General features: G+C 62.1%; 25 protein-coding genes, 5 tRNA genes, 1 rRNA gene and 1 pseudogene. 26 read left to right on the plus strand and 6 right to left on the minus strand.

All coding sequences use genetic code 11. The annotated features are described in order from the left end of the window. Nucleotides 1-8: 8 nt before the first annotated feature. The 5 genes from mshD to pstB all read left to right on the plus strand — a co-directional run bounded on the left by mshD (nucleotide 9) and on the right by pstB (nucleotide 5476). On the plus strand, nucleotides 9-956 hold the full coding sequence (gene mshD, locus KBX17_RS06580) for a mycothiol synthase (RefSeq protein WP_256019022.1): 948 nt from the start codon (nucleotides 9-11) through the stop codon (nucleotides 954-956). Nucleotides 957-1123: 167 nt separating this feature from the next. Beyond that, nucleotides 1124-2299 carry a phosphate ABC transporter substrate-binding protein PstS gene (pstS, locus tag KBX17_RS06585; RefSeq protein WP_005288696.1) on the plus strand — a complete coding sequence of 392 codons (1176 nt, stop codon included), beginning with the start codon at nucleotides 1124-1126 and terminating at the stop codon, nucleotides 2297-2299. Between the two features lie 190 nt (nucleotides 2300-2489). Further along, nucleotides 2490-3581: a phosphate ABC transporter permease subunit PstC gene (gene pstC / locus KBX17_RS06590; protein WP_255995508.1), complete on the plus strand. Its 1092-nt coding sequence runs from the start codon at nucleotides 2490-2492 to the stop codon at nucleotides 3579-3581. A gap of 10 nt (nucleotides 3582-3591) precedes the next feature. Then, on the plus strand, nucleotides 3592-4665 hold the full coding sequence (pstA, locus tag KBX17_RS06595) for a phosphate ABC transporter permease PstA (protein ID WP_005288702.1): 1074 nt from the start codon (nucleotides 3592-3594) through the stop codon (nucleotides 4663-4665). A gap of 37 nt (nucleotides 4666-4702) precedes the next feature. Continuing rightward, nucleotides 4703-5476, plus strand: a complete 774-nt coding sequence (gene pstB / locus KBX17_RS06600; protein ID WP_005288704.1) for a phosphate ABC transporter ATP-binding protein PstB — start codon at nucleotides 4703-4705, stop codon at nucleotides 5474-5476. 93 nt (nucleotides 5477-5569) lie between these two features. Here the strand turns inward: pstB and KBX17_RS06605 are convergent, their stop codons facing one another. Both KBX17_RS06605 and dusB read right to left on the minus strand, forming a co-directional pair. After that, entirely contained in the window at nucleotides 5570-6316 is a 747-nt protein-coding gene (locus tag KBX17_RS06605; RefSeq protein ID WP_005288706.1) for a phosphate uptake regulator PhoU, read from the minus strand. An 11-nt stretch (nucleotides 6317-6327) separates the two neighbouring features. Then, nucleotides 6328-7494, minus strand: coding sequence for a tRNA dihydrouridine synthase DusB (gene dusB / locus KBX17_RS06610; RefSeq protein ID WP_005288709.1), 1167 nt, complete (start codon nucleotides 7492-7494; stop codon nucleotides 6328-6330). A gap of 140 nt (nucleotides 7495-7634) precedes the next feature. Between dusB and KBX17_RS06615 the strand changes: the two genes are divergently transcribed. The 9 genes and pseudogenes from KBX17_RS06615 (at nucleotide 7635) to KBX17_RS06655 (ending at nucleotide 15506) form a co-directional block, all read left to right on the plus strand. After that, nucleotides 7635-9140: an acetyl-CoA hydrolase/transferase family protein gene (locus tag KBX17_RS06615; RefSeq protein WP_040423503.1), complete on the plus strand. Its 1506-nt coding sequence runs from the start codon at nucleotides 7635-7637 to the stop codon at nucleotides 9138-9140. A gap of 81 nt (nucleotides 9141-9221) precedes the next feature. Further along, a tRNA-Lys gene (locus tag KBX17_RS06620) sits at nucleotides 9222-9294 on the plus strand. A 90-nt stretch (nucleotides 9295-9384) separates the two neighbouring features. Further along, the gene (locus KBX17_RS06625) at nucleotides 9385-10143 is read left to right on the plus strand and encodes a glycosyltransferase family 2 protein (protein ID WP_256004578.1); all 759 of its coding nucleotides are present in this window, start codon (nucleotides 9385-9387) and stop codon (nucleotides 10141-10143) included. Nucleotides 10144-10183: 40 nt separating this feature from the next. Next, nucleotides 10184-11032, plus strand: coding sequence for a phytoene/squalene synthase family protein (locus KBX17_RS06630; RefSeq protein WP_256004580.1), 849 nt, complete (start codon nucleotides 10184-10186; stop codon nucleotides 11030-11032). Then, complete coding sequence (gene crtI / locus KBX17_RS06635; protein ID WP_256004581.1) at nucleotides 11029-12576, plus strand: phytoene desaturase family protein; 1548 nt, start codon at nucleotides 11029-11031, stop codon at nucleotides 12574-12576. Before KBX17_RS06630 ends, crtI begins: the two co-directional genes overlap by 4 nt. Further along, a complete protein-coding gene (locus KBX17_RS06640; protein WP_255995514.1) occupies nucleotides 12576-12875 on the plus strand; it encodes a lycopene cyclase domain-containing protein in 300 nt (99 codons plus the stop codon). Before crtI ends, KBX17_RS06640 begins: the two co-directional genes overlap by 1 nt. Continuing rightward, entirely contained in the window at nucleotides 12872-13138 is a 267-nt protein-coding gene (locus KBX17_RS06645) for a lycopene cyclase domain-containing protein (protein WP_256004583.1), read from the plus strand. The genes KBX17_RS06640 and KBX17_RS06645 overlap by 4 nt, the downstream gene beginning before the upstream one ends. Next, nucleotides 13138-13672, plus strand: a pseudogene (locus KBX17_RS06650) (UbiA family prenyltransferase). The gene KBX17_RS06645 and the pseudogene KBX17_RS06650 overlap by 1 nt, the downstream one beginning before the upstream one ends. Before the next feature lie 49 nt (nucleotides 13673-13721). After that, nucleotides 13722-15506 carry a long-chain-fatty-acid--CoA ligase gene (locus KBX17_RS06655; protein WP_256019023.1) on the plus strand — a complete coding sequence of 595 codons (1785 nt, stop codon included), beginning with the start codon at nucleotides 13722-13724 and terminating at the stop codon, nucleotides 15504-15506. A 5-nt stretch (nucleotides 15507-15511) separates the two neighbouring features. Here KBX17_RS06655 and KBX17_RS06660 read toward each other — a convergent pair whose 3' ends face one another. Beyond that, entirely contained in the window at nucleotides 15512-16096 is a 585-nt protein-coding gene (locus tag KBX17_RS06660; protein ID WP_005288738.1) for a hypothetical protein, read from the minus strand. Between the two features lie 23 nt (nucleotides 16097-16119). On the opposite strand from KBX17_RS06660, the gene zupT reads away from it, so the two are divergent. The 5 genes from zupT (at nucleotide 16120) to KBX17_RS06685 (ending at nucleotide 18364) form a co-directional block, all read left to right on the plus strand. Further along, the gene (zupT, locus tag KBX17_RS06665; RefSeq protein WP_256019030.1) at nucleotides 16120-16896 is read left to right on the plus strand and encodes a zinc transporter ZupT; all 777 of its coding nucleotides are present in this window, start codon (nucleotides 16120-16122) and stop codon (nucleotides 16894-16896) included. Nucleotides 16897-16980: 84 nt separating this feature from the next. Next, nucleotides 16981-17397, plus strand: a complete 417-nt coding sequence (locus KBX17_RS06670; RefSeq protein ID WP_256019031.1) for a YccF domain-containing protein — start codon at nucleotides 16981-16983, stop codon at nucleotides 17395-17397. Beyond that, the gene (locus tag KBX17_RS06675; RefSeq protein WP_256019032.1) at nucleotides 17398-18117 is read left to right on the plus strand and encodes a DUF1345 domain-containing protein; all 720 of its coding nucleotides are present in this window, start codon (nucleotides 17398-17400) and stop codon (nucleotides 18115-18117) included. 93 nt (nucleotides 18118-18210) lie between these two features. After that, nucleotides 18211-18283 (plus strand) — tRNA-Glu (locus tag KBX17_RS06680). 4 nt (nucleotides 18284-18287) lie between these two features. Then, a tRNA-Asp gene (locus KBX17_RS06685) sits at nucleotides 18288-18364 on the plus strand. Between the two features lie 139 nt (nucleotides 18365-18503). Here the strand turns inward: KBX17_RS06685 and KBX17_RS06690 are convergent. After that, nucleotides 18504-19079, minus strand: coding sequence for a TetR/AcrR family transcriptional regulator (locus tag KBX17_RS06690; protein WP_256019033.1), 576 nt, complete (start codon nucleotides 19077-19079; stop codon nucleotides 18504-18506). A gap of 62 nt (nucleotides 19080-19141) precedes the next feature. Between KBX17_RS06690 and KBX17_RS06695 the strand changes: the two genes are divergently transcribed. From KBX17_RS06695 to KBX17_RS06710, 4 genes are all read left to right on the plus strand, one after another. Beyond that, nucleotides 19142-20044, plus strand: coding sequence for a DMT family transporter (locus KBX17_RS06695; RefSeq protein ID WP_256019034.1), 903 nt, complete (start codon nucleotides 19142-19144; stop codon nucleotides 20042-20044). Nucleotides 20045-20158: 114 nt separating this feature from the next. Continuing rightward, nucleotides 20159-20232 (plus strand) — tRNA-Asp (locus tag KBX17_RS06700). Between the two features lie 26 nt (nucleotides 20233-20258). Further along, nucleotides 20259-20331: transfer RNA gene (locus KBX17_RS06705), tRNA-Phe, on the plus strand. Nucleotides 20332-20386: 55 nt separating this feature from the next. Next, nucleotides 20387-20683 carry a GNAT family N-acetyltransferase gene (locus tag KBX17_RS06710; RefSeq protein ID WP_256019036.1) on the plus strand — a complete coding sequence of 99 codons (297 nt, stop codon included), beginning with the start codon at nucleotides 20387-20389 and terminating at the stop codon, nucleotides 20681-20683. A 156-nt stretch (nucleotides 20684-20839) separates the two neighbouring features. Here KBX17_RS06710 and epsC read toward each other — a convergent pair whose 3' ends face one another. Both epsC and cysK read right to left on the minus strand, forming a co-directional pair. Further along, nucleotides 20840-21430, minus strand: a complete 591-nt coding sequence (epsC, locus tag KBX17_RS06715; RefSeq protein WP_256019037.1) for a serine O-acetyltransferase EpsC — start codon at nucleotides 21428-21430, stop codon at nucleotides 20840-20842. A gap of 108 nt (nucleotides 21431-21538) precedes the next feature. Beyond that, nucleotides 21539-22483, minus strand: coding sequence for a cysteine synthase A (gene cysK, locus KBX17_RS06720; protein WP_256019042.1), 945 nt, complete (start codon nucleotides 22481-22483; stop codon nucleotides 21539-21541). 372 nt (nucleotides 22484-22855) lie between these two features. Here cysK and ramA point away from each other — a divergent pair, with 372 nt between their 5' ends. The 3 genes from ramA to KBX17_RS06735 form a co-directional block, all read left to right on the plus strand. Next, a complete protein-coding gene (gene ramA / locus KBX17_RS06725; protein WP_255995520.1) occupies nucleotides 22856-23698 on the plus strand; it encodes an acetate metabolism transcriptional regulator RamA in 843 nt (280 codons plus the stop codon). A gap of 22 nt (nucleotides 23699-23720) precedes the next feature. Beyond that, nucleotides 23721-24977: a UDP-N-acetylglucosamine 1-carboxyvinyltransferase gene (murA, locus tag KBX17_RS06730; RefSeq protein WP_255995521.1), complete on the plus strand. Its 1257-nt coding sequence runs from the start codon at nucleotides 23721-23723 to the stop codon at nucleotides 24975-24977. 646 nt (nucleotides 24978-25623) lie between these two features. Then, a 16S ribosomal RNA gene (locus KBX17_RS06735) occupies nucleotides 25624-25683 on the plus strand; the annotation flags it as partial.

Below are 25683 nucleotides of genomic sequence, written 5' to 3' on the forward strand. Positions count from 1 at the left end.
CTGGGGGCATGACGGACGTTTCCATTACCACTGTTTCCTTCCGCGACCGCGACGCTGACACAGCCGGGGCGGCCCGCGACATCCTCGCCCGCGCTGCTGAGCACGATGGCGTGGAGGCATTCTCCGAGGCCTTCGTCCGCGGTCTCGACGGCGACGAGCACACGCACATCGCAGCGCTTATCGACGGCTCCCTTGCTGGCCTCGCCGCCCTCGCCCCCGACGGATCGGCCGAGCTGGCAGTCGACCCGCCGCGGCGCGGTGCTGGAGTAGGCGCAGCGTTGGCGCGTGAGGTGCTGCAGCGCCGTGGCGACGCCGGCTTGTGGGCGCACGGTAACCTGCCAGCAGCGCAGGCGCTCGGCGCGTCCCTTGACCTCGACGTGGTACGCGAGCTGCTTGTCATGGATGTCGCGGGGGAGAAGCTGGCGGCCGTCGCGCGGGGCACGGATGAACTGCTGAGCGAGATCGCATCGCGGGTGGGTGGCTCCCATATAGAGGACATCAGTTACGCGGAGGCGGTGGGCAAGTGGGGGCGCGAAGACGTCGATGAGCAATGGCTCGCTGTGAACAACGACGCGTTTTCGTGGCACCCCGAGCAAGGCGGCTGGGATCTGGACCGGCTGAAAGAGGGAATGGACACGGACTGGTTCGACCCGAACGGCGTGCGGCTGCTGTGGGATGTTTCCGGCGAGCCGGAGTTAGCGGGATTCCATTGGACGAAGCGGCATTCCCGCACTCTCGGTGAGGTCTACGTTGTCGGATTGGCGAGCAATTACCGTGGCACCGGGCTAGGCGAACCGCTGATGCGCGCCGGGCTGGAGCACTTGGTGAATGGCGGTGCGCAGCGCGTCATCCTGTACGTGGAGTCAGACAACGAGCCAGCGGTGAAAAGGTACGTAGACATGGGGTTTAGCGTCGCGGAACGCCATGTTGTCTACTCAAATCAGCGCACTTTGTGACATAGAACGCACCACTAATTCACAGGAGACCACAAAGTTAACGCATTGTTCACCGTTTAGAACCTGTTGGGTTAACGCGCAGCCCGTAGCTTTCCCATACGTGAGCACCCAGCCACGGTGACTGGCGCGCGAAAACGCGCATCCGTGACCACGGCGGCTTGGGACCGATGCTCAGAAGAAGATCTGAATTCGCACCGGAAAGGTATCCCGTGATCCGTAACATCAAGCGCACCGCCGCTCTCGCCGGCCTTGCAGCACTGACCTCCGTTTCCCTGGTCGCTTGCGGCGACTCCGCAGACAACGGCGACAACTCCAACGACTCCGCAAACGAGAGCACCGACACCGGTGAAATCGAGGGCCTGTCCGGCGAGTCCGGCCAGCTCGTTGCTGAGGGTGCTACCTCTCAGGCAAACGCCATGGACTACTTCGGTTCCCGCTACGCTGAGGCTGTCGACGGCGCTAACCTCGCGTACAACGCAACCGGTTCCGGTAGCGGCATCAAGAACTTCGTGGGCAACCAGGCTGCTTTCGCCGGCTCTGACTCCCCGCTGAAGGAGGACAAGGGCGAGGTTGAGCAGGCCAAGGAGCGTTGCGGTGGCAACGACGCATGGCACCTGCCGATGGTCATCGGCCCGGTCGCTGTCGCCTACAACCTTGAGGGCGTTGAGGACCTGAACCTGTCCATCGACAACATCGTTGAGATTTTCGACGGCACCATCACCAAGTGGAACGACCCGAAGATCGCTGAGAACAACGATGGCGCAGACCTGCCGGACCAGGAGATCTCCGTGATCTACCGCTCTGACGAGTCCGGTACCTCCGACAACTTCCAGAAGTTCCTGTCTGCTGCTTCCGACGGCAAGTGGGAAGGCGAAGGCAAGGCATTCCCGCAGAAGGTCGGCGCTGGTGCTAACGGCTCCACCGCTGTTGCTGAGCAGGTCAACGCCACCAACGGTGCCATCACCTACGTTGAGGCTGGCTACGCCCGCGACCTCGAGCTCGGCGTTGCTAACGTCGACTTCGGCAATGGCCCGGTCGAGCTGAACAACGACACCGTCAACGCTGCTCTGGATAAGGTCGAGTTCAAGTCCGAGGGCAACGACATGGTCGTCGACGCTGACGCTCTCTTCGCCCAGCAGGAGGCTGACTCCTACCCGCTCATCCTGACCACCTACGAGATCGTCTGCTCCAAGTACGACGACGAGAAGACCCGCAACCAGGTCAAGGACTTCCTGACCGTCGTTCTGGAGTCCCAGGACGAAGAGCTCGAGGACGCTGGCTTCATCCCGGTTTCCGGCGAGTTCGCTGACAAGCTGCGCGAGTCTGTCGAAGCCATCAGCTAAGCGCTTTTGATGGTCGCCTAGGACTGCGGTCCTAGCCGACCGGCATACCCCCTGCTACCGAAGTGAGCCGGGGGTATGTCTTTGTGGCAACGAGTTTCTGAGTTCTAACTGAGAAACCACATGTCTTCTTCTGCGGACCCGCATGAGCGGAGCACCGCATTCAGAACTTTCACACAAAGGATTCGTCACTATGGCTGACAACGAATTGCCGGCAACTGAGCACGACGACCGCGGCGCCGGACCTGCCACTCGCGAAGATGCGGTGGTCAGCTCCTCCCAGGCCACACCGCGCGAGAAGGGCCAGGACCCCGCAGTTTCTGACACCCCCGCAACTGGCCACACCTCCGGCGGAGGCGCTGGCGTCAAGCGCCCGGGCGACCGCATCTTCGAAGCTCTCTCCACCATTTCCGCGGCGCTGATCACTGTGATCATCGCGGCCGTCGGTCTGTTCCTCGTGCTGCAGGCGATCAAGCCGCTGCGCCTGAACAAGGAGAACTTCTTCACCTACACCGGTCCCTGGCAGACCTCGAACCTGGAGAACATGCAGTTCGGTATTCCGAACCTGTTCTTTGTGACCATGATGGTCTCGATCATCGCCCTGATCATCGCTATGCCGATCGCCCTGGGCATCGCCATCTTCCTGTCCAACTACGCGCCGAAGCAGCTGGTTCGCCCGCTGGCAACGCTGGTGGACATGCTCGCCGCCGTGCCGTCCATCGTTTACGGTCTGTGGGGTGCGCAGGTCCTCGGCCCAGCACTGTCCGGTTTCTACGAATGGATCCACGGCACCTTCCTCGGGAACACATTCCTGTTCACTGCGGACGGTAACTCGCCGGCCTTCGCCACCAGCCGTAACATCCTCACCGGTGGCATCGTCCTGGCGATCATGATCCTCCCGGTCATCGCCGCGACTGCGCGTGAGGTCTTCGTGCAGACCCCTCCCGGCCAGATCGAGTCCGCTCTGGCACTCGGTGCTACCCGCTGGGAAGTCATCCGCATGACCGTGCTGCCGTTCGGCCTGTCTGGCTACATCGCCGGCTCGATGCTGGGCCTGGGCCGCGCTCTCGGTGAGACCATGGCGCTCTACATGGTCGTGTCCCCGAGTGGTGCCTTTCGTGGGTCGCTGTTTGACGGCGGCACCACCTTCGCTACCGCGATTGCAAACGCGTCCGCAGAGTTCAACAACGAGGTCTCGGCAGGTGCCTACATCGCTGCCGGCCTGGTGCTGTTCTTGCTGACCTTCATCGTCAACTCGATCGCCCGCGCGATCGTCAACAAGTAGGAGAGTAGCCATGAGCACTGCATATTCCGGCAACTCTGGCCAGCCTGACAAGGCAGACAAGGCCGACAAGGTTGTGAAGGAAGACAAGGTTGTAAAGACCGACAAGGACTCCACCGGCGCCTCCGCTGGTTCGGCCGCGGCAACCGCAACCGCAACCGAAACCGCCACCGAAACCCGCGAGCCGGCTCGCACCAACTCTGACGGGGACAACCCGTTCACCGACATTTCTGGTGGCCGTAAATTCACCAACGGCTTCATGGGCGGCCTGATGTGGCTGGCCATGATCCTCGCACTGATCCCGCTCGGCTGGCTGCTGTTCACCCTTGTCAGCCGCGGCATTGGCCCGATCTTGGACGTCGATTGGTGGACTGAGGACATGGGTGGCGCGCGTACCCGTGCCCCAGGCGGCGGTGCAGCGCACGCCATCGTCGGTACCCTCGTCCAAACCCTCATCGCGTCCCTGTTCTCCATCCCGATCGGTGTCTTCACCGCGATTTACCTGGTGGAGTACTCCGGCGGCAACCGTCTGGGCAAACTGACCACCTTCATGGTGGACATCCTCTCCGGTGTCCCGTCGATCGTGTCCGCCCTGTTCATCTACGCCCTGTGGATCACCATCCTCGGCCAGGAGCGCTCCGGTTTCGCCGTCGCCCTGTCTCTGATCCTGCTGATGGTCCCCATCGTGGTGCGAAATACGGAGGAGATGCTCCGTGTCGTCCCAATGGACCTACGAGAAGCCACGTACGCACTGGGCGTGCCGAAATGGAAGACGATCGTCCGCATCGTTTTGCCGACGGCCCTGTCCGGCATCGTCACCGGCATCATGCTGGCTGTCGCCCGCGTCATGGGCGAGTCCGCTCCGGTGTTGATCCTCGTGGGTTCGACGAAGGTGATGAACGCGTTCAACATCTTCGAAGGACCGCAGTCGTCGCTGCCGCTGTTCATGCTCGACATGTGGAAGTCTGGTTCGGCTCAGGCCGTTACTGACCGCCTGTGGGGTGCTGCCCTCACCCTGGTCCTCATCGTCGTCGCCCTGAACCTGCTTGCTCGCCTCATCGCGTCCAAGTACTCGGTCAAGAAGTAAGCCGCTAACCCCCTTTCACTCTCCAGGAGAAAACACAATGTCTAAGCTCGAGCTCAACGATCTCGACATTTACTACGGCGACTTCCACGCCGTGCAGAGCGTCAACATGAAGATCCCCGGCCAGGCCGTGACCGCATTCATCGGTCCGTCTGGTTGCGGCAAGTCCACCGTGCTGCGCACCCTCAACCGCATGCACGAGGTCATCCCGAACGCCTCCGTCGACGGCGAGGTCCTCCTCGACGGCCACGACATCTACGCCGACAACGTTGACCCGGTTGCAGTGCGCAACACCGTCGGCATGGTGTTCCAGAAAGCGAACCCGTTCCCGACCATGTCCATCGAGGAGAACGTCGTCGCTGGCCTGACCCTCCAGGGTGAAAAGGACAAGAAGAAGCTCAAGGAGATCACCGAGCAGTCCCTGCGCGGTGCGAACCTCTGGGACGAGGTCAAGGACCGTCTGGACAAGCCGGGCGGCGGCCTTTCCGGTGGTCAGCAGCAGCGTCTGTGCATCGCTCGCGCGATCGCTGTCCGTCCTGAGGTCCTCCTCATGGACGAGCCCTGCTCCGCTCTGGACCCGATTTCCACCCTCGCTGTTGAGGACCTCATTCACGAGCTGAAGGACGAGTACACCATCGTCATCGTGACCCACAACATGCAGCAGGCAGCCCGCGTGTCCGACAAGACCGGCTTCTTCTCCCTCGAGGCCACCGGTAAGCCGGGCCACCTGGTGGAGTTCAACGACACCACCACCATCTTCGAGAACCCGGAGCGCAAGGAGACCGAAGACTACATCTCCGGTCGCTTCGGTTAAATCGCTCTTCTTCGGGATACCACGTAAAGCCCTTCGGTCTTCGGGCCGGAGGGCTTTCGCCCTGTTGACGGGGCGTGCGGAACAGTCGTCGGCCTAATCTTCAGCGAAGTAGCGCTCGAGCTCCTGGAAACGTTCGTCCATTTCCACGTCTTGGCCGTCGGAGTCTTTGCTTTCAATGTAGTTTTCCGGGGTCAAGCCAGTGACGAGGAAAACGATGCGTGCGGCGACGTTGACGCAGTGATCGGCGTAGCGTTCGTAAAAACGCGCGATGAGCGCTAGGTCGACGGCGAGGCGGTTGGGGCCTTCCCACTCCCGGCTGGTCAGTGTGGTTAGGAGTTGCTTGTGGGTGTCATCGACAGCGTCATCAAGTTCATTCATCTCCAGCGCGAGGTCCGCGTCGGGGCTGATGAGCTGGTCGTGGATCAGTTCCCCCATCGTGCCCGTGCGTCCGGCGAACTCCACGATGCTTTCGCGTAACGACGCCCCCGGCCCGTCAAGCGGCACCACCGGGTCCGGGTGGCGCAGCCGAGCCGTATTGGCGATGTGCTTGGCCAACGCGCCCATGCGGTTGAAGTCTTCGACAATGTAGATTGACGTGAAGATCTGCCGTAGCTCGGAGGCGACCGGGTTCTCCAGCGCGAGCAGCTGCATGGAGCGGCGTTCGCACCGGTCGCGGATCTCTTTGAGGGAGTCGGCCGCGGTCAGGGCCGCTTCAGCGTCGTCAAGCGATGCCTCGAGCACTGCGGTCGACGCATGCTTCATGATCGCGCGCACAGTGTCGCTCATCCTCTGCAGGTCGCGCGAGAAGGCGTCGAGGTGGTCGCGGTAGGCGGTTCGCATGCTTTATGACGTTACCCGCCCGAGTTCTCAATCTCCGCCCCAACAGGCACCGCGTCATCCTCGGGATCGTCCAGCCACCCTTCGGGCAGAACGACCTTCGCGCTGGAGCCTTTGCGGCCGCGGGCTTCGTCGGCGGCTTCGGCCATGGCGTCGGAGTCGAAAATAGCGGATAGGTGGGAGTGGAGCTCCTCGAGCGTGGACACACGGGCGAGCTCGCTGCGGAATTGGCCGCCGACGGGGAAGCCGCGCAGGTACCAGCCGACGTGCTTGCGTAGCTCGCGGCACCCACGCTCTTCGCCGTTGTGGGCGGCGAGCAGCTCACCGTGGCGGGCCATGATGCGGGCGACTTGACCAAGCGTCGGTTCTGCCGGAACCACTTCGCCGCGCAGTTGGGCGGAGAGCTGGGCGAAGAGCCACGGCCGGCCAAGGCAGCCGCGGCCGACGACGACACCGTCGCAGGCGGTGCGCTCCATCATCTCTTCTGCGTCGGTGGAGGCGAAGATGTCGCCGTTGCCCAGCACGGGGATCCCCGTGCCGTCCATATGCTCGACCAGCCGGGAGATTTCGTCCCAGTCTGCGGTGCCGGAATAACGCTGGGCGGCCGTGCGGGCGTGCAGTGTGACGGCCGATGCGCCTTCTTCAGCGGCGATGCGGCCGGCATCCAGGTGGGTCTTGTGCTCGTCGTCAATGCCCACGCGGAACTTCACGGTGACCGGAACGCGGCCGTCAGCTGCTTTGACCGCGGCGGAGACGATGTTGCGGTACAGCCCGCGCTTGTACGGAATCGCGGAACCGCCGCCGCGGCGGGTCACCTTGGGCACGGGGCAGCCGAAGTTCATATCCACGTGGTCCGCCATGTCGCCCTCGACGATCATTCGGACAGCCTTGTAGGTGTATTCCGGGTCGACGGTGTACAGCTGCATCGACCGCGGTGTCTCCTGCGGCGCGAATGTGGTCATGTGCAGGGTCTTCTCGTTGCCTTCCACAAGCGCGCGGGCCGTGATCATCTCGCACACGTACAGTCCCGATACCGTGCCCGTGAGATCTTCCTCGATCTCGCGGCACAGCACACGGAACGGCATGTCCGTCACGCCGGCCATCGGAGCGAGGATGACCGGCGAGGCGAGTTCGATGCCGCCGATGCGCAGTTGGGGGGCAGTGGTAATCACAACGCTCATTGTTCCCGCTCGGCCACGCCGGACACAAACCCGGACACGGTCGAGACGCAGGCCACGTTACTTACTAGGTAGTGGCGCAAAAATGCCAGGTGCGTCACAATGGTGTGAAAGAAGCACACGCGACATACAAGGAGTACAAGATGAGCGACCGCATTTCGCACGCGCAGCTGCGGGACAAGGTCATGTCCGCCGACGAGGCTGCCCAGTTCGTCGAGCACGGCGACAAGGTCGGCATGTCCGGCTTCACCGGCGCGGGCTACCCGAAGGCGCTGCCGACCGCCATCGCGGAGAAGGCGAAGGCCGCCCATGATAAGGGCCAGGACTTCAGCATCGATCTGTTCACTGGTGCTTCCACTGCTCCGGAGTGCGACGGCGTGCTGGCTGAGGCGAACGCGCTGCGTTACCGCATGCCGTACCAGTCCGACCCGACGATGCGTAACAAGATCAACTCGGGTGAGATGAAGTTCCAGGACATCCACCTGTCCCACTCCGGCATGATGGTTGAGCAGGGCTTCTTCGGCGACCTCGATGTCGCCATCGTTGAGGCTGTGCGGATCGATGAGAGCGGCAACATCATCCCGTCTTCCTCCGTGGGTAACTCCGTGGAGTTCCTTAACGCTGCCAAGAAGATCATCATTGAGGTCAACGAGTGGCAGTCTGAGGAGCTCGAGGGCATGCACGACATCTGGCTCGTGCCGCCGCTGCCGAACCGCATCCCGGTCCCGATCACCAAGGCCGGCGACCGCATCGGCACCACCTACATCGAGATCGACCCGGAGAAGGTCGTCGCTGTGGTGGAGACCAACGACCCGGACCGTAACGCACCCTTCAAGGCGCCGGACGAGACCTCCGAGCAGATCGCCGGCAACTTCCTGGACTTCCTGGAGAACGAGGTCAAGGCTGGCCGTCTCGCCTACGACGGCTACGTCATGCAGTCCGGCGTGGGCAATGTCCCGAACGCTGTGATGGCGGGCCTGATGGAGTCCAAGTTCGAGAACATCCAGGCCTACACCGAGGTGATCCAGGACGGCATGGTCGACCTGATCGACGCCGGCAAGATGACCGTGGCTTCCGCAACCTCCTTCTCCCTGTCCCCGGAGTACGCGGAGAAGATGAACAACGAGGCATCCCGCTACCGCGAGTCCATCATCCTGCGCCCGCAGTCCATCTCCAACCACCCGGAGGTCATCCGCCGCACAGGCTTGATTGCCACCAACGGCATGATCGAGGCGGACATTTACGGTAACGCCAACTCCACCCACATCAACGGCTCCCGCCTGATGAACGCCCTGGGCGGTTCCGGCGACTTCACCCGTAACGCATTCATATCCTCCTTCATCTCCCCGTCGGAGGCGAAGAGCGGCGCCATCTCCGCCATCGTGCCGTTCGTGTCGCATGTGGACCACACCGAGCACGACGCGATGGTCTTCATCACCGAGTACGGTGTCGCTGACCTGCGCGGCCTGGCTCCGCGCGACCGCGTGGCCAAGATGATTTCGATTGCCCACCCGACCTACCGCCCGCTGTTGGAGGAGTACGTCGCGCGCGCCGCGAAGTCCAAGTACCAGTCCACCCCGCACGACCTGCGTCACGCCTTCGACTTCCACCTCCGCATGGAAGAGACCGGCACGATGAAGCAGGACTAAGTTCCTGCCCGCACTCCGGTCGGCTGAACTTCAGGCCCGATTACTTGCGAGGGGTCCCAAGGGTTTACCATGGGACCCTGCGGGCCTTTAGCTCAGTTGGTAGAGCTACGGACTTTTAATCCGCAGGTCCCGGGTTCGAGCCCCGGAGGGCCCACGATCCGTTGAAGCCCCTGGTCATGATTGGCCAGGGGCTTCGTTGCGCGTGCACCAGGCCGCGCTTGTGTCCCTGGCTTAGACTTGCTGCGTGGCTAGTCCGACAATCGCCGTGGTGATCCCGTGTCTCAATGACGCGGAGTTGCTCGAGCGTTGTCTGCGCAGCATCAACCGGCAACGTCGCGCGGCGGATTTCACGGTCGTCGTCGACAACGGGTCGGACGATGATTCAGTGCAGGTTGCCACGGCGCACGGTGCGACTGTCATCACGGAAGCGCGTCGTGGAATCACATGGGCAGCGGCAGCGGGTTATAACGCGGCATGCGGGTTAGGTGCCGACTACATTGTTTGCACCGACGCGGACGCGTGGCTGCCGGAAACATATCTGGAAAGGGTGGAGCAGCAGTGGCGTCACGCTCCTGCCCACACCGTAGGGATCACCGGCCCCGCGCTTTTCGACGGCACACCCCACCTCATTTCCCGCCTCTACCTATCCATGTACCGTCTCTCGGTCGGTTCTGCCCTGGGCCACCCGCCGTTGTTCGGGACCAACAGCTCGTTTCGCACCGAGTGGTGGCAGGCCGTCGGCAGCACGCTGGATCTCGCTGACACTGAATCGCACGACGACATTCAGCTCTCTTTTGCGGTGCGGCCGGGGGAGACGATCCGCTTCGTGCCCGAGCTTGTGGTGGGAATGGACGACCGAGCCCTGCGTGGCCGGCGCCAGCTTCGCCGGCGGTTCCGCAGGGGGTGGCATTCGATGATGCGGGGATTTTCTTCCTCCCCTCCGTGGCAGCGCTTGCCGCAGCGCCTGGCTCAGGCCCGAACGGGAGCCGGTCCCGCGCTGTAGGCTCGGTGAGGTACCTACTGCTCTGCTGCAAAGGCCCGTTGTGACAGATTCCTATCTTGCCCGCTACGACCGCATGGCGGACAGAGCCGCGGCGCAGGTGATCGGGCAGTACTCCACCAGTTTCTCCCTAGCCACGCAGGTGCTCGATGCGGACACGAAGCGCGACATCCGCAACGTGTACGCGGTGGTCCGAATCGCTGACGAGATCGTCGATGGCACCGCCGCTGAGGCCAACGAGTGCCCGGAAACCCTGTTGGAGCTCTACGAAGAGCAGGTCTTGCACGCGCCGATGCACCGTTTTCACACCGACCCGGTGCTCCACGCCTGGGCGAACACGCACCGCCGCTGCGGCATCAAAGATGACCACGTGCGGGCGTTCTTTGCCTCTATGCGCAGGGACATCACGCAATCGGATTACTCCGAGGAGGACTTGGGGGACTACATTTACGGCTCCGCCGAGGTGATCGGCTTGATGTGCCTGGATGTTTTCCTGCACGGTCACAATCCCACGCCCGAGAACCGTCGCACGATGGAGGAGGGGGCCCGGGCGCTCGGGTCGGCGTTTCAGAAGGTCAACTTCCTCCGCGACCTCGGTGAAGACCGTGACGGCCTGGGGCGCGCGTACCTGGGCACGGAGCTTGACGACGCCGCAAAGCACACCCTCACCAGCGACATCAACCGCGAACTCGACCGCGCCCGCACAGCCATCCCGCTCCTGCCTCCTGCAGCGGCACGGGGAGTGGCAGCGGCCGAAGCGCTCTTCCGCGACCTGAACGAGCGCATCGCGGCCACACCGGCGCATGAGGTGGCCGCGACGAGAATCAGCGTGCCTAACCACCGCAAGCTGCTGCTCACGGCGCGGGCAATCAGGAAAGTGATAACCCAGTGACCCACCCCGAAACAGCGATCGTGATCGGTGCCGGCGTGGCCGGCATGGCCACAGCCGCACTGCTGGCCAAAGAGGGCATCAAGACCACGGTCGTGGATAAGTTGCCCACCCATGGCGGCCGGGCCGGCACCGAGACTGTGGAGGGTTTCCGCTTTGACACCGGCCCCAGCTGGTACCTCATGCCGGACGCGTTCGACCACTTCTTCGCGTTGTTCGGCAAGCGCACCGCCGACGTGCTGGATCTGGCACCGCTCACCCCCGCGTACCGGCTGTTTCCCGAGGGCGATGCGCCCATAGACGTCACCTCTGGCCGCGACAACGCCGCCGACCTTTTCGAGTCCATCGAGCCCGGTGCCGGAGCAAAGCTGCGCGCCTACCTCGACACTGCTGAAGAGACCTACGAGCTCGCGCTGGAGAACTTCCTGTACACGACGTTCCGTTCCGTCGCGCCGTTCACGCAGATCTCCGGCCATTACAGTAAGTTGGCGCGCTATCTCACCGAGCCGATCGACCGCTTCGTGGCTAGCCGTTTCGCCGACGTCCGCCTGCGCCAGATGCTCACGTACCCGGCAGTGTTCCTCTCCTCGCACCCGGCGCGCACGCCGTCGATGTACCACTTGATGAGCCACACCGACCTCACCCAGGGCGTGCAATACCCCCTAGGTGGATTCGCCGCAGTGATGGACGCGATCTACGACATCGCCGCAGAGCAGGGCGTGCGCTTTTCCTTCAATACCGAAGTCGCAGCGATCACCTATTCCGGGCGCACGGCCACAGGCATCACGCTTATCGACGGCCGCACCCTCCCCGCCGACATCATCATCTCCTGCGCGGACCTGCACCACACGGAGACCCGTCTGCTGCCGAAGAAGAAGCGCACCTACGACGAGAGTTACTTCGCCCCGCGCGATCCAGGTCTGGGCACGGTGCTGGTCATGCTGGGCGTGGAGGGGGAGATTCCCCAGCTTGCGCACCACAATTTGCTGTTTTCCCGCGAGTGGGACGACGATTTCGCGGCGGTCTTCGATGGCCCCGTTCCGCAGCGGCCGATTGGCGCCTCCCGTTCCATCTACGTCTCCAAACCGAGTGCGACCGATCCTGGCGTGGCCCCTGCGGGGCATGAGAACCTCTTCGTGCTCGTCCCCGTCGCAGCGGAGGAGGCCATCGGCCACGGGAATATGTACCGGGAGCAGGCGAGCGAGCAGGTCGAAAGGATTGCGAGCGCCGCCACCCAGCAGATTGCTGATTGGTGCGGGGTTGAGGGGTTGGAGGGAAGAATCGTCGTCAAGCAAACGCTGGGACCGGCGGACTTCGCTGAGCGGTACCACGCGTGGTCGGGTGGATCCATCGGGCCCGCGCACACGTTGCGGCAGTCGGCGTTTTTGCGTGGGTCCAACAAGAGCCGCAAGCTGGACAACCTGTACTACGCCGGCGGAACGACAACCCCTGGTGTGGGTGTGCCCATGTGCCTGATCTCCGCCGAAAACGTGATCAAGCGGCTGCGCGGCGACACGAGCGCAGGCCCGCTGCCGGAGGCGCTCTAATGCAGTTCGCGTACCTGGGGGTGCTGCTGTTCTCGCTGGCAGGCATGGTGATCATCGACCACCGCTGGAAAACTGCGTTCTTCCGTGACTCGCGCCGGGCCTGGCTGCTCTCTCTGGGGTGCGTGGCGGCGCTGCTGTGCTGGGACGGACTCGGCATTGCCACTGGCACGTTCGTGCGCGGCGATTCGCCCTACATGGTGGGCATCGATCTTGCGCCGCAGCTGCCGCTGGAAGAACCGATTTTCCTGTTCTTTCTCACGTACCTGACGATGAACCTGACAGGACTGCTGCGCCCGTGACCTACCTTCTGATTTCTGCCCCGTTCTTGATCGCGGCCGCGGCATTGTGGGCTAGGCAGCGGCCCTGGAAGTTGACCGCCGCGGTGGCCGGCATCCTGTTCGTGCTCACCATCGTCTTTGACAACCTCATGGTGGCAGCAGGCCTGTACGAATTCGGTCACGCAACGACTCTCGGGCTGAACATTGGGCGGATTCCGGTGGAGGATCTGTTCTACCCACTGTTCACAGCCCTGGTGGTCACCGCGTTCTGGGGGCGTGACTGATGCGGGTGCTACGGGGCATTCTCGCGGCGTCGCGGCCGCTGAGCTGGGTGAACACAGCCGTTCCGTTCGCGCTGACTTACCTGCTGGCGCAGGGAGAGTTTTCCGCGCTGCTGGTAGTGGGCTTCATCTTCTTCCTCATCCCGTACAACGTCGCGATGTACGGGATGAATGATGTCTTCGACTACGAATCTGACATCGTCAACCCTCGCAACGGCGGTGTGGAAGGCGCTGTGCTGCCGAAGACCATGCACCGGCTCCGTGGCCACAGAGCTCGGCGCCCGGACGACCACGCGGTTCGCGGGCGTGCTGTACGGTCTGGCGGCTGGGCTGTGCTTCGTGCTACCGGCCCCGGGGTGGGTTGTGGGACTGCTCGGCCTGGGATATGTGGCCAACACGTTGAGGTTTTGGAACGTCACTGACGCCACGTCGGCGGCAGTGAATCGTGCGTGGAGGGTCTTCCTCTGGCTGAATTACGTGACTGGCGCAGTCGTGACCATCTCGGTGCTTTCGAACGTTCTGGGATTCTCAACCTAAGGGTCGGCGCCCCAGCATGAGGCCGTCGAAGGGGCGTAGGGTGGCGCCTATGGTCGCAGATCGCGCAAACAGAGAAGACAGCAGGAACAACACGAGCACCGGCAGCACCAGAATCAGCCTCAGTAAGGCCGAGGGCAGTCGCCGCAGCGCCGCCGAGAAGCCGTGGCTGCGCTTCTACCCGGAGTGGACCGACCACACGTTGGACTACGGCGACGACACGCTGGCGGACCTCTACGACAAGAATCTCGCGGTGAACGGGCGGAAGCCGGCGACGCGGTTCTTCGGCAGGTCCATGACCTATGCTCAGCTCGACGAGCAGGTCCGCCGTGCTGCCGACGGGTTGCGCAAGGTCGGGGTGGCCCAGGGCGACCGCGTGGCCATCATGCTGCCGAACTGCCCACAGCACGTCGTGGCATTTTTCGCCGTACAGAAGCTCGGCGCGGTCGTGGTGGAGCACAACCCGCTCTACACGGTGAATGAGCTGCGCCCCCAGTTCAACGATCACGGTGCCAAGGTCGCTGTGGTCTGGGATAAGGCCGCCGACACGGCGAAAAAACTCGCGAAAGACACCCCGCTGGAGACGATCGTCAGCGTGGACATGACAAAAGCGATGCCCCTGGTGCAGCGGGTGGCGTTGCGGGTGCCCGTCGGAAAGCTCAAGGAAGCGCGCGCGTCGCTGACAGCGCAGGCGAAGGACACGCTGCCGTGGGAGAGGTTCCTCGGCGAACCCCGCGCGATCGACACGCCGCGCATGCTTAGCGACGACCCCGCCCTCATCCTCTACACCTCCGGCACCACCGGAAGCCCCAAGGGTGCGCCGCTGACGCACCGCAACTTGCTGGCCAACCCGATCCAGGGGCGCGCGTGGGTCAAGGAGCTGCAGGAACCCGGCCAGCGCATGCTGGCCACGCTGCCGTTCTTCCATGCTTACGGTCTGACGTTCTCGTTGACGCTGACGTTCCTCATCGGCAGCGAACTGATCTTGCTGCCCGCCCCGACGATGGACCTGATCATGGGCGCAATGAAGAAAAAGAACCCGCCGACGTTCGTGCCGGGTGTGCCTACCGTATTTGAGCGCATTGTCTCGACGGCTGAGGAAGAAGGCGCGGACATGTCGGCGGTGCAGACGGGCTTCTCTGGCGCGTCGTCGCTGCCGGCGGAGGTCATCGAGGGCTGGGAGAAGGCGACCGGCGGCCGGCTCGTGGAGGGCTACGGGCTGACGGAGACGTCGCCGATCCTCATTGGTAACCCGCCGACGGACGATCGCCGGCCCGGGTACATCGGCATCCCGTTCCCGGACACGGAGATCCGCATTGCCAACCCCGATAACCTCGACGAGGAAATGCCCTACGGTGAGGCCGGCGAGATCCTGGCCAAGGGGCCGCAAGTCTTCGGCGGGTACCTGAACAACGATGAGGCGTCAGCCACAGTCTTCCACGACGGCTGGTTCCGCACCGGCGACATGGGCGTGATGGATGAAGACGGCTTCATCAGACTGGTCAGCCGCATCAAGGAGCTGATCATCACCGGTGGGTTCAACGTCTACCCGGCGGAAGTCGAAGAGACGTTGCGCACGCACCCAGACATCGAGGAGGTCACCGTGGTAGGCCGCCCGCGCACGGACGGTTCCGAGGACGTCGTCGCGTGCGTGGTGCTGGCGGAGGGCACGAAGCTCGACCCGGACGGCCTGAAAGAATTCGCGCGTGAGAACCTCACCCGGTACAAGGTGCCACGCACCTTCTACCACTTTGAGGATCTGCCGAAAGATCAGCTAGGTAAGATCCGCCGCCGCGAGGTGCGTGACGCGCTACTCGCCCGCATCGACGGCGAATAGTCGCGCTAGTCCCAGATGCCGAGGTTCATGAGGATCGCGCCGTCGTCACGCACGAGCGCGAGGTCGCCTTCCTCGGCTTGAGGGATCTCACGGATGAGGCGCTGGATCCGCAGCTGGTAGCGCTTTTCCTCGCCGTCGACGGTGAGAGTGCCCACGGAGTTGAGCATGTCGTGGTTCTCAACGACCACGTTATCGACTGTGACATCCTCACTGCCCGTGCCGCGGACGGCGAAGATCGGCGAGGTCTCAGAGAAGTCTGCACCGTTGTCGCCGGTCAGGATCACCTGCGCGAATTCGCGCACTGCGACAGGGTCTGCTGTCAGGTGGGCCACGGAGCGGCGGCCGAGGACGGAGTGGGTAAGGGGCGTCAGCTCGTCGTCAAGCGCCATGTCTTCCTCGCGGTAGCTGAAGCCGCACTGCGTGAGGTTGCCCTCGTTGTCGGGGCCGACGAGCACCTCGATGCCGACTTTGTCGTCGCGGTCGTACGCGCGGTAGGAGCCGTCGACCTGGGTGATCCTCGAGAATTGGTTGGCGAATTCGTCTTTGGTGGGGTGGAGTTCTGCGTCGCTGTAGATGTTCGCGGTAGCCATAATCCCTACTGTAGGCTTTTCGCATGGCAGAGCTCACCGTTGCTTTCGGATTCAGCTTGTTCGCAGGCTTATCGACGGGCCTCGGCGGCCTCATCGTCGCCCTCAAGAACACTCCCAGCCAGCGCTTCTTGGCGGGAGCTCTCGGTTTGTCCGCCGGGGTTATGGTGTTCGTCTCCCTGGTGGAACTGCTCCCGGAAGGGGTGGACGGGCTCAGCGAGGCGGGACGCAGCCGCCCCGACGTGTGGGCCGCAGTCGCTTTCTTCGCCGGTATTGCGCTCATCGCTGTCATTGACCGGTTCGTACCGGAAGAGATCAACCCGCATGAGGGGCCGGACGTGCGTGCCGCCGGCCGGATGCGCCGGGTGGGCGTGATGACGGCGCTGGCAATCGCCATTCACAACTTCCCCGAAGGCTTCGCCACCTTCTTTGTCGCGCTGCAGGATCCGGCGTTCGCGCTGCCCATCGCGGTGGCCATTGCGATCCACAACATTCCCGAAGGCATCGCGGTGGCGGTGCCCATGCGTGAAGCGACGGGTTCTAAGTGGCGCGCGGCGTGGTGGGCAACACTGTCGGGTCTGGCGGAGCCACTCGGCGCGGTGGTGGGCTACCTGCTTCTGCGGCCGTTCATTGGTCCCGAGGCGCTCGGTGTCGTGTTCGCGGCAATCGCGGGAGTAATGGTGTTTGTGAGCATCGACAAGCTGCTACCCACCGCCATTGAGACCGGCCGTCACCACACCGCCATATACGGTTTTGTCGCCGGCATGGCTGTGATGGCAGTGAGCTTGCTTTTGCTCGCCTAATTTCAAAGCCGCAGCAGGTCATGCTCAACCTCGAATCCGTAAAGCACGACCTGTAACTCGCTTTTGCTCGCTAAAGTGACGGGTATGGCTCTCCTTCGACTGATCCTCAACATCATTTGGCTGATCACCGCCGGTATCTGGTTGTTCCTTGGTTACGTTCTCGCCGGCGTGTTGGCCTGTCTGCTCATCGTGACCATCCCGTTCGGTCTGGCGTCCTTCCGCATCGCCGGGTACGTGCTCTGGCCGTTTGGCCGCGAAGTAGTTGACACCGGCCAAGGCGGGGGCTTCAGTCTGATCGGCAACGTCATCTGGTTCATCGTTGCTGGCCTGTGGTTGGCACTCGGACACATCGCCACTGCTCTGGCCCAGGCGATCACAATCATCGGGTTGCCGTTGGCGTGGGCGAACCTGAAGCTCATCCCGGTCACCTGCTTCCCCTTCGGCAAGACCGTCGTGAACTCCCACGACAACCGATCCACCATGGTGCCAGTCACCCGCTAGATGGGTGAGAAAGATTTCCGTGGCGCCTCGGAGGTCACCCGGTACGCGGTGAGCACCGTCCTCGCATTCGGCGCGATCATCATGCTGCGGTTGCTGCTCCCGCGGGAAATGCTCGCGCAGCATTCGGAGATGGTGATCATCAGCACCTACCTGATTTACTGGGTCGTCTACGTCACGATCTTCGGCTGGTGGACGGTGCGCCTGCTCTCGCGCCTCAACCCGGCTGAGCTGCGGGCATATGCGCGATCCGAGCGTGCCTCCGCCGAGAGTAAGTGGGTTAAGGGGTGGGGAATCAAGGGGGCCGCGAACCTTTCCGGCCTCGGCGCGATCGTGGCGATGGCCGCGGCGATCGCGATGAGTCGCTTCGATGTTTTCCGGGAGGATTGGCGCTGGTTGGCAGTCGGCGGTATCGCGGTGGTGTGGTCGTGGGTGTTCATGATCGTCACCTACGCGGCGGAGTACCTCGAGCTCGACTATCGGTACCGGGCGGAAGGGGAGCAGCCTATGTTCGACTTCTCCTACTTGGATGAGGAGCCGCTCTTCGGCGACTACCTGAACCAGGCAGTGATGGTGTCCACGATGGGTGCAAGTGTTCCCGCCACCCCGACAAACAGGCACGCCTGGAAAGAGATCCGCTACAACACTTTGATTGCCTTCACGTTCAACACCATGGTCATCGCCATGGTGGTCTCCGTCTTGAGTGCTACTCTCGCCGCATAAATAGCTGACCACCTGTGCATTTGGAGGGGGTTGACGGGCCGGTTTATGATAGGCAAGCTGTCCAGCGGACGGCGAACAAGTCAATACGGCTTTGCCCCCATCGTCTAGTGGCCTAGGACTCCGCCCTTTCACGGCGGCAACACGGGTTCGAATCCCGTTGGGGGTACGAAGGCCCTGTGGCGCAGTTGGTTAGCGCGCCGCCCTGTCACGGCGGAGGTCGCGGGTTCAAGTCCCGTCAGGGTCGCCATGTGCCCCGAGGGTTTCCTCGGGGCTTTTTGCTTATCGACGATTAACCTGCAACCTCCGTGAATCGCCGTACGGCTGCAGTACCTCGCCTGAGGGCACGGGGTGACCGGGCCCATGTAGAAGGAGACCAGCGTCTTCTTCTACGACGTGATAAGTCGTTGTGCCCCCGCTTTGGCACGGTCAAGCGATCCGAAGTCGCCGAATATGGCCGCGCAAACCAACGCGCCTTCGTATAACTCATGAACGAGTTCACCAGTTTGTGTGTCGCCAGTTAACGCGACGAAAAGAGTGCGCATCCACCGCTTCTCGCTCTGAATCACTGCTTTCAGTTCTGCGCCGCAGTCGTTGCCAAGCTCGGCCCATGCGTTCACGAACCCGCACCCCCGAGGGTTGTTGGCGATCCATTCTTGGGTGAGATTGAACACTGATTCGACAGTGTCCGATCCTGCTTTCTCTGCCTCATTGACGCTGTGCAGCACTAGTTGTTGCCACTGATTCGCTCGAGCAGTGAGATACGCGCAAACCAGCCCGTCCTTGGACCCGAAGCGCTGATAAAGCGTTCGCTTTGTCACGCCAGCGTTCTCCACGACGAGGTCCAAACCGGTTGCGGCAATACCTTGTGAATAAAACAAATCCGTAGCTGCCAGCAGAATTCGTTCACCAGCCGGGGTGGTGCTGGGTTTTGGGAATGGACTGAGGTGCGTTAGATCAACCAATTCTCGCTCCTTCGGGGAGGGTACATTGACAGTATACCGACCGGTATATTTACCTATCTTTCATGAAGCCAATTCTCATTTCAATCGCATTCATCATCTGCTGGAGCTCTGGGTTCGTGGGTTCCCTTCTGGTAGGTGAAAATGCCTCGCCTATCGGGTTGTTAGCGTGGCGATACATCGCCACGGCTGTGCTGCTCGCCGGGGTCATTTTGCTGCTCCGAAGCGCTAAGCACCCGGCAAAAGCTCGCTTGTTGCCAGCCCTGACGAGATCCGCTTGGAAGCATCAAATCTTAATGGGGGTTCTCTCTCACGCGACCTTTCTTGGCGCCGTTTTTTGGGCTTCAGACCTAGCTATTGATCCCGGGATTACCTCTCTTGTGTGCGCCTTGCAGCCGATTCTCGTCGCGGCTGTGGGGGCGCGTCTGTGGGGCGATCCGTTCAACTTCCGGATGGCGGCTGGCCTGGTGCTAGGCCTAGTCGCAGTCGGATTGGCTGCCGGTTCAATCGATTTTTCTTCCACGTCGGTGTTTGGGTTGTTGTTACCGTTCGTCGCTTTGTTGGGATTGTCCGCGAGCGCGGTCCTTGAGCGGGCATCGGATGCTCAAGGAAGCATCGTGCAGGCCCTCGCCATACAGACGGCTACCGCAGCTGTGATCTTCACGGGAGTCGCGTTGGCGATGGGGGACATGGGTGTCCATGTCAACGCTGACTTCGTCTGGGCGATGGTTTGGCTCGTGTTTCTTTCTGGCATCGGTGGCTACGCAGCTTATACAGCATGTTTGCGGACCATGGGGTCGACCATGACTAGCTTGTTACTGTTCGTGACCCCGCCGGTTACTTCTTTCTGGACATGGTTGATGTTTCAGCAGCCGGTCAACGCTGGTCAGATCGCGGGCATGGTTCTCGGGATTGTAGCGGTAGCGCTCACCGTGAACGGAGAACGCCGTGAGCGGAGCAACACTTGAGAAAATCGTAGTTGTTCTGGCGATTTGTTAGCTTAGTCAGCGTCTGTGTAAGCTATTAACTCGTGCAAGACGCGGAAATCACATAGCCGCGGAAGTGCGAAAACAAAAGAATAAGGCCCTGTGGCGCAGTTGGTTAGCGCGCCGCCCTGTCACGGCGGAGGTCGCGGGTTCAAGTCCCGTCAGGGTCGCTGAACTGCTTAGTTTTAGCGGTTCTGGCCAGATAGCTCAGTTGGTAGAGCACACGCCTGAAAAGCGTGGGGTCGCCAGTTCGATCCTGGCTCTGGCCACAGAATGAATCCCTCCGCGAAAGCGCAGGGATTTTTTCGTCTGTAGGGTCGTGCTATGAGCGATAACCAGAACAACGACTACAAGGTCGAGCACAACGAAGCTGGGCACCGTTACGTCATCGAGGTCGACGGGCAGCAAGCAGGCTTCGCCAACTACCACGAGACCGGCGACGTGCGGGACTTCAACCACACCGTCATCGACCCGGCGTTCCGCGGTCGAGGACTATCCGGCAAGCTGATCAAGGCGGCGCTCGACGACACCCGTAGCGCTGGCAAGCAGATCGTGCCGTCGTGCTCTGCCGTGGAAAACTTCATTGCGAAGAATCCGGAGTACAACGACCTCGTGTCGTAGTTGCCCTTGCCAACATAACGCCGTGGACACGAGCAGCTAGAAACAACTAGCTAGAACGTTTCTTTCTTGGCGAGAAATGTAGCCTTCTAGTCGATTGGCTCTAGCTAACCGGAGATTTCGGCAAAAGGGCGGCGCCTGTACCACCGCACTCGTGTCCTAGATCACGTAGTTCGAGTCGTTCGCCACGTAGGCGTCCGGGTCCACCAAGTGCTTACGCTCGTCTTGCATGCGCGGGCGGAACTTGGCGGGGATGCCGATGGCGATGCAGTTCGCTGGGACGTCTTTTGTCACCACAGCGTTGGCGCCGACAGCGGAACCCTCGCCGATCGTGATCGGGCCCAGTACCTTCGCGCCCGCACCGATGGTGACGTTGTCGCCGATGGTGGGGTGGCGCTTGGTCTGCGTGAGCACCTGACCGCCTAAGGTGACACCGTGGTAGAGCATGACACCGTCGCCGATCTCGGCGGTTTCGCCGATCACGATGCCCATGCCGTGGTCGATGAAGAAGCGCCGGCCGATCGTGGCGCCGGGGTGGATCTCCACACCGGTGAGAAAGCGGGTGAACTGCGCCAGCACACGCGCAGGCCCCTTGTGACCGTTCACCCACAGTTTGTGGCTGATTCGGTGCGACCAGATGGCGTGAAGGCCGGAGTAGACAATGGCGTTCTCCACGTCGCCCCGGGCGGCGGGGTCATGCTGCCGGGCGTTTTCCAGGTCCTCACGGATTGCGCTGATCACCTTGAACATGTCGCCAGAGTTTAGCAGCGCGAAAAGGAACGCCCCCGCGGCCCTGCGGGTTTAGATTCACAGGAGGCGGGGGCGGTGACGGGGTGGTGAGCCGTCGATAAGCAATGCTTAGTCGCGGATGTCCTCGTACAGAATGGTGGAGATGTAGCGCTCGCCGAAGTCGCAGACGATGGTGGCGATGGTCTTGCCGGCGTTCTCCGGGCGGGACGCGACCTCAAGTGCAGCCTTGATGTTGGCGCCGGTGGAGATGCCGCCCAGGATGCCGTCCTTGGCTGCGAGCTCGCGGGAGGTCGCCACGGCGTCCTCGTTGGAGATGGTGATCACTTCGTCAACGATCTCGCGGTCGAGGGTGCCCGGGACGAAGTTCGCACCCAGGCCCTGGATCTTGTGCGGGCCAGCGGTGCCCTCGGACAGGAGCGGGGACGCGGACGGCTCGACAGCGACGAGCTTGATGTCCGGGTTCTTCTCCTTGAGGTACTTGCCGGCACCGGAGATGGTGCCGCCGGTGCCCACACCTGCGACCAAGATGTCGATCTCGCCGTCGGTGTCGTTCCACAGCTCTGGGCCGGTGGTCTCGTAGTGGACCTTCGGGTTGGCCTGGTTCTCGAACTGGCGGGCAAGGATGGCGTTGTCGGTCTGCGCGACAATCTCGTCTGCCTTTTCGACAGCACCCTTCATGCCTGCGGAGCCCGGGGTGAGCTCGATCTGCGCACCGTATGCGCGCAGGACAACGCGACGCTCGACGGACATGGTTTCCGGCATAGTCAGGATGACCTTGTAGCCGCGAGCTGCACCGACAAGCGCGAGGGCGATACCGGTGTTGCCGGAGGTTGCCTCGACGATGGTGCCGCCCGGCTTCAGCTCACCGGAAGCCTCAGCAGCGTCGATGATTGCGCGGCCGATGCGGTCCTTGACGGAGTTGGCCGGGTTGAAGAACTCCAGCTTGCCCAGCACGCGTGCGTTAGCGGCGTCGGTGTCCTTGGTAATGCCGTTGAGCTGGACCAGCGGGGTGCCGCCGATGGTGTCCAGGATGTTGTTGTAAATGTTCGCCATGAGGTAGCGCTCCTTGCGTTGGTCGCATGTGTCTTTTTCGGGCGGTAGCGCGGGTGCTCCGCTCACGAACACCGATCGTACATCAATTCGCGCAGAAATCTAGACCGCTCGGTATAACTAAGTTGAACCGACCTGTTTTGCGGCGGTGACGTGCGCGGGGGCACCCACTCGGGGGAGAGGAATGGTAGCTTCGTCCGGTGATTCGGGCATTCCGACATGTCAGTGCACATGTCAACGACGTGCCTTAGGGGAGGGGTCGCAATTTGGTTACCCCCATAACCGGGTTATTATGGACCTCATCCGCACACCGAACCAGATGTTTCCCTGAGTCGGGGAATCACTTGCAGTGGGCGCTCTGATGAAGGAGAACGAATGGATCCGCACCGGGTCAAGGACGATGAGGACGCAATCCGCGCCTCACTGACGTCCCTTAAGACCGCGACCGGAATCCCGGTGGCCATGTACGGCACACTGCTTGCAGACAACCGGCTGCAGATCACCCAGTGGGTGGGGCTGCGCACGACGTCGCTGCACAACTTGGTTCTGGATCCGAACCAAGGCGTCGGCGGGCGTGTTGTGGCTACCCGTCGCGCGGTGGGCGTGTCCGATTACACCCGCGCGAGCGTCATCTCCCACGAGCACGACGCATCGATCCAGGATGAAGGCTTGCATTCTGTGGTAGCTGTGCCTGTCATCGTGCAGCGCGAAATCCGCGGCGTCCTGTACGTAGGTGTGCATTCACCCGTGCGGCTGGGGGAGAAGGTCATCGAGGAAGTCACGATGACAGCGCGCACGCTTGAGCAAGACCTCGCGGTCAACTCCGCTTTACGACGAGCCGAGGGCGGCAAAACTGCCACCGCTAAGACCGGCCGCGTGATGAACGGGGCCGAGTGGGAACAGGTGCGTGCCACCCACTCCAAGCTGCGCATGCTGGCGAACCGTGTGGAGGAAGGTCCGGTCCGCAAGGAGCTGGAGCAGCTGTGCGACCAGATGGTCTCCCCGGTGCGTGTCAAACAAGCGACGAAGCTGTCTGCTCGTGAGCTGGACGTTCTGTCGTGCGTAGCCCTGGGGCATACGAACGTGGAGGCCGCCGAAGAAATGGGCATCGGCGCGGAGACGGTGAAGTCCTACCTCCGCAGCGTGATGCGCAAGCTCGGAGCCCACACGCGCTACGAGGCTGTGAACGCCGCACGCCGCATTGGCGCACTGCCTTAAAACTTTCATTACCCTGGGTGCCGTGAAACAGCGATTTCTGGTCCAAGGTGGCACCCGTCTGCAGGGCTCGGTGCGAGTCGAAGGCGCGAAGAACAGTGTGCTCAAGCTCATGGCAGCGGCCCTTCTCGCGGAGGGAACAACGACCCTGAACAACTGCCCCGAGATTCTCGACGTCCCGTTGATGAAGAAGGTTCTCGAGGGCTTGGGCTGCCAAGTGGAGATTGAGGGCACAGTCGTGCGCATCCACTCGCCAGCGTTCATCTCCTCTCGTGCTGACTTCGACGCGGTGCGGCAGTTCCGTGCGTCGGTAGCGGTGCTCGGGCCGCTCACCGCGCGCTGTGGTGAGGCCGTCGTTGCGCTGCCCGGTGGAGATGCGATCGGTTCACGTCCCCTGGATATGCACCAATCGGGTTTGGAGAAGCTCGGTGCGACGACGCACATCGAGCACGGCGCTGTGGTTGCCCGCGCGGACAAACTGCGCGGTGCGAAGATCAGCCTCGACTTCCCGTCCGTGGGCGCAACAGAGAACATTCTCACGGCCTCGGTTCTTGCGGAAGGTCAGACGATTCTGGACAACGCCGCCCGCGAGCCTGAGATTGTGGATCTGTGCGAGATGCTCAATGAGATGGGAGCGCGGATCCAGGGTGCGGGCACGTCGACCATCACTATCGACGGCGTGGAGTCGCTTCGCCCGACGGAGCACACCGTCGTCGGTGACCGCATTGTCGCAGGCACCTGGGCCTACGCGGCCGCGATGACTCAGGGTGACGTGACAGTCGGCGGCATCGCCCCGCGTCACCTCCACCTCGCTTTGTCAAAGCTGCGGACTGCAGGCGCTGACGTGGAGACCTACGACCAGGGCTTCCGCATCCGGATGAATCGCCGCCCCCAGGCGGTGGACTACCAGACGTTGCCGTTCCCCGGCTTTCCTACTGACCTTCAACCCATGGCTATCGGCTTGAGCGCTATCGCCGACGGCACATCGGTGATCACGGAGAACGTCTTCGAATCGCGTTTCCGCTTTGTCGACGAAATGCTCCGCCTGGGTGCTGACGCCACCGTTGACGGCCACCACGTTGTCCTGCGCGGCGTGAACAAACTCTCCTCCACCGACGTGTGGTCCTCCGATATCCGTGCAGGCGCCGGCCTCGTTCTCGCTGGTCTTGTCGCCGATGGGCAGACCGTCGTCCACGATGTCGAGCACATCGACCGCGGTTACCCCTACTTTGTCGAGAGCCTCAATGCGCTCGGCGCCAACGTGCAACGAATCAGCGTTTAAAACGCTTATCGACGGCACCTAAAAACCGTGTTTGTGCTGGGGGTTTGTGTTGTTGGTGGTTGGTGTGTAGCTTTATGTGAGTCAGCGTGACCGACAACGCCCCGCCGGACAGTGTGGTTTGGTGAGATGGCGGTAGGAAAACAATCGTTGGCAGGGATCTGAAACATTTTCACTGTGTACTGAGTGATTTGCTTGGTGTGGTGGTGGGTGTGTAGGGTCGTCCAAGCTACTTCGAGCATGGCCCTGGTTGTGGGTTGTGTTTGGGTGTGCGTGTGTTGTGTGAGAACTCGATAGTGTGCCAATGTTTTTTGGTTGGTTGTGTGCGACCTTTTTGATGCCTGCACGTGTTTGTGTGTGGTGTGTGCTGGTCGGTGGTGCTTGAACCTATTGATGGGGTGTCACTGTGCTGGTTGGTCGTGTGTGACTGATTGGAAATATATTTTTTGTTGCTTCTTCTTTTTCCCCGTCAGGGATGAGGGGCAACATGTGGATGAACCTTTTGGTTTGTCCGGTAATTTTAGGATTGCCAGTTCACGCACTGGCGCCATGGCTTTGTGTGCTGTTGTGCTGTGTGTGTGGGTGGTTTTGTTTTGGTTGGGTTTTGGGCTTTTCACGGCCTGTTTCACTGTGTTTTGTTGAAACTGTTTTTGTGGAGAGTTTGATCCTGGCTCAGGATGAACGCTGGCGGCGTGCTTAACACATGCAA

This window comes from Corynebacterium sp. CCUG 65737 (genome assembly GCF_024454115.1).
In the GTDB taxonomy this organism is placed as follows: domain Bacteria; phylum Actinomycetota; class Actinomycetes; order Mycobacteriales; family Mycobacteriaceae; genus Corynebacterium; species Corynebacterium genitalium.